The sequence below is a fragment of the Roseateles sp. P5_E11 genome (assembly GCF_054049355.1).
The window spans coordinates 1-3846 of the sequence record NZ_JBFUMO010000551.1; the positions used below are offsets into that span (position 1 = coordinate 1).

Here is a 3846-nt window from a genome sequence, read left to right on the forward strand (position 1 = left end):
CGCTGATCCCCTGGATCGACAAGGACCTCGGCAACGGCATGTCCAAGGAAGAGTGGAAGGGCATGGCCGAGACCAACAAGATCCTCGGCTCGGGCGCCATTCCCGTCGACGGCTTCTGCGTCCGCGTCGGCGCCATGCGCTGCCACAGCCAGGCCCTGACCTTCAAGCTGAAGAAGGACGTGCCCCTGGCCGACATCGAGGCCATGATCGCCGCCGACAACGCCTGGGTGAAGGTCGTGCCGAACACGCGCGAAGCCACCATCCGCGACCTGACGCCCGTGGCCGTCACTGGCACGATGACCATCCCCGTCGGCCGCCTGCGCAAGCTGGCCATGGGCCCCGAGTACCTGGGTGCCTTCACCATTGGTGACCAGCTGCTGTGGGGCGCCGCCGAGCCGCTGCGCCGCATGCTGCGCATCCTGCTCGAGCGTTGATAGACCGAACATGCCTTGCGCCCCGCGTGGCGCAAGGCATGATTTGCTTACGGTCTTTTACGGTTTGACCTAGGGTTCACCCGGGCGTCGATATTGGAACGAAGCGACACATCAGGTACCCCTTGAGCATTTCAGCGTATATGCTTGATGCCGTTGTGTTTTTTATTCCAGACTCGACACAGGCTATAACGTGCAGCCCAGCGTGCAAACCAGCGTGCAGACCAGGCTCGTGCCGCGCGTTCTGAAGATCGAGACAGGCGGGGCTTTGTGCCCCGCCTTGTTGCTTTGGGGAATGCCTTGAAAGATTACATCCGCGACGCATTCGAGGGAGTTCGACCCATGGGATTTGCTCGCCATCATCTGGCGCTTGCTGCTGCGCTGCTCGTAGCCGGCGGTGGTGCGCAAGCGCTTGGCCTGGGCAAGCTGAATGTGCAGTCGGCCCTGGGCGAGACCATGCGCGCCGAGATCGACGTCACCAGCCTGACACCCGAGGAGGCGTCGACGCTGAAGGTGCGCGTCGCGCCCCCCGAGTCCTACCGCGCCACTGGCGTGGAATACAACCCGGTGCTGACGTCGACCCAGGTTCAGATCGTGCGCAGCAACGGCCGCACCCTGCTGCGCGTCAGCAGTGATCGCTCGGTCCAGGAGCCGTTTGTCGACGTCATCCTCGAATTGAGCTGGTCCAGTGGCCGCCTGGTGCGCGAATACACGCTGCTGTTCGACCCGCCAAGCCTGCCCAAGCCCGCGCCGATCATTACGGCACCGCCGGCCGTGGCCGCCGCGCCTGCGCCGGCCACCGCTGCGTCGAGCGAGGCTGTTCCCGCACCGGCGCCGGCTGTGACTTCAGCCTTGCCGCGCAACGGTTCCGCATCGGCGCCAGCGCCGGTGGCCRCGGCCCGCCCGCCTGCTGCCGCACCCGCTCCCGTTCGACCACCGGCCACGGCGGCCTCCGAGTACGCCGTGCGCCCTGGCGACTCGCTGTCCAAGATTGCCACGCGCACCCAGGTCAGCGGCATCTCGCTGGACCAGATGCTGGTCGGCCTGTTCCGAAACAATCCCGACGCCTTCATCGACGGCAACATGAACCTGCTGAAGTCGGGTGCCGTGTTGCAGGTCCCGTCCAGCGACTCGCTGGCCGCGGTGCCGGCGCCCGAAGYGCGTCGTGTCATCCTGGCCCAGAGCGCCGATTTCTCGGCCTACCGCCAGCGCCTGGCCTCCGCCGCGCCGACGCTGCAAAACAGCGGGAGCGAGCGCCAGTCCAAAGGACAGGTGCAGGCCGCCGTCGAGGACCGCAAGCCCGCCGCTGCGCCGACGCCCGACAAGCTCACCCTCAGCAAGGCTGGCAGCACCGCCGCCAGCGCCGCCGAGGCCAAGCTGTCCAAGGACACCGAGAAGAAGGACGCCGCCGCCCGCGTGGCCGAGCTGACCCGCAATGTCGAGGAGCTGAAGAAGCTCTCCAGTGCGGCCAAGCCAGCGGCGCCGGCGCCCACCACAGCGTCTGCGCCCGCGCCCGCAACGCCGGTGCTGCCCGCGCCGATCGTGGCGACTGCCGAGCCCGCATCCGCTGCTGCGTCGGCACCGGTTGCGGCTGCGGCAAGTGCGGCCGCGTCCCGTCCTGCGCCGCGCGCCAGTGCACCGCTGGCACCGCCGCCCGCTGCCGAGCCACCGGGCTTCATCGAGCAATTGCTCGACAGCCCCATCGTGCTGCCCCTGGCCGGTGTCCTCGTCGCCGTGCTGGGCGGCCTGGGCCTGTACCGCCTGCGCTCGCGCCGCCCGGCCCATGCAGCCGAGACCGGCTTCCACGAAAGCCGCCTGCAGCCCGATTCCTTCTTCGGCGGCACCGGTGGCCAGCGCGTCGACACGCGCGACGMGCAGAACAGCGGCCAGTCGTCGATGAGCTATTCGCTCAGCCAGCTCGACGCGATTGGTGACGTCGATCCGGTCGCGGAAGCCGACGTCTACCTGGCCTATGGCCGCGACCTGCAGGCCGAGGAAATCCTCAAGGAAGCGCTGCGCGCCAATCCCACGCGCCTGGCCATCCGCCTGAAGCTGCTGGAGGTCTACGCCAAGCGCCGTGACACCAAGGGCTTCGAGCAGCTGGCCGTGCAGCTTTACGCCGAGACCAAGGGTTCGGGCGAGGACTGGGGCAAGGCCCAGGAGCTGGGGCGCGGCATCGACCCGGACAACCCGCTCTATCAGCCTGGCGGCGCGCCCGCTCATGTCGAGGATGGCCCCGAGCTGCGCCCCGAGCCGATGAATGCCAGCACGCTGCCCCAGACTGCGTTGCCGAGCGGCGCGTCGGCCGCTGCTGCGGCGGCTGCGGCTCATATGGCGACCGATGCGATGCGCGGCGGTCCCGACACCGGGCCGGTCAGCGGCTTCGACCTGGCGCTTGATCTGGATCTGGATGCGCCCGAGCCGGTTTCGCCGAATGCGATGGCGGCCACCCAGGCCATGCCCGCGTCGATTGAGCAGGCGCCGATGACGATGGACTTCGACATCTCCAGTCGCGGCACCCGCACGGCACCCCCTGCGCCGGACCTGAACTTCGATCTCAGCAGCATGGGGGGGCTGCCGCCGTCGCCTGCGGTCCCTGCATCGGCGTMCACCGACCTGGATTTCGACTTCGGCGAGCCCACGCTGCCTGGCGAGACGAATCCCGAGGTGCTGGGGGCGGCTCTCGAAGGGCTGGGTGATGACGAAGGCGACCCGCTGCTGCGTCAGCTCGAGCTGGCCGACGAATTCCGTCAGATCGGTGACACCGAAGGCGCCCGCGAAGTGCTCCAGGAGCTGATCCAGCGTGCCAGCGGCCCGTTGCGTGACAAGGCGCAGGCCATGCTGAACGAGCTGCGCTAAGGCTCAGCCGCGATACTTCAACGCCCGGCTTGCCGGGCGTTTTTACTTGGAGCCCATGAGAGTCGCACTAGGAGTCAGCTACCGCGGTGGCGGCTACAACGGCTGGCAGAGCCAGCCGGACGGCCGCACCGTGCAGGATGCGCTTGAAAAAGGCTTGTCCGCGTTCGCTGCACAGCCCATCCGCACGGTCTGCGCCGGCCGCACCGATGCGGGCGTGCATGGCATAAACCAGGTCATCCATTTCGATACCGAGGTCGAGCGCGAGCTGTTTTCCTGGGTGCGCGGCAGCAACCGCTACTTGCCGCCCGACATCGCCATCCAGTGGTGCCGCTTTCCGGGCGACACCTTTCATGCCCGCAATTCCGCGCGTGGCAGGCGGTACGCCTATCTGCTGCTGGAATCGGCCGTGCGGCCGGCCATCGAATCCGGGCAGTGTGGCTGGGTGTTCCGCCCGCTCGACCAAGCTGCCCTCGAAGCCGCCGCGGAACGGCTGATCGGCGAGCAWGACTTCTCGTCCTTTCGCTCCTCGGAATGCCAGGCCGCTTCGCCGGTGAAG

The 3846-nt window shown here is 68.0% G+C and carries 3 protein-coding genes; all 3 read left to right on the forward strand.

Going from position 1 to position 3846, the window contains the following annotated elements:
* On the forward strand, window positions 1-434 hold a 434-nt coding region (locus ACXJKR_RS26720; RefSeq protein WP_457325393.1), incomplete at its 5' end, for an aspartate-semialdehyde dehydrogenase.
* Window positions 435-773: 339 nt separating this feature from the next.
* Window positions 774-3290, forward strand: a complete 2517-nt coding sequence (locus tag ACXJKR_RS26725) for a FimV/HubP family polar landmark protein (protein WP_457325394.1) — start codon at window positions 774-776, stop codon at window positions 3288-3290.
* A 55-nt stretch (window positions 3291-3345) separates the two neighbouring features.
* The coding region (locus ACXJKR_RS26730; protein ID WP_457325395.1) for a tRNA pseudouridine synthase A at window positions 3346-3846 on the forward strand (501 nt) is incomplete at its 3' end.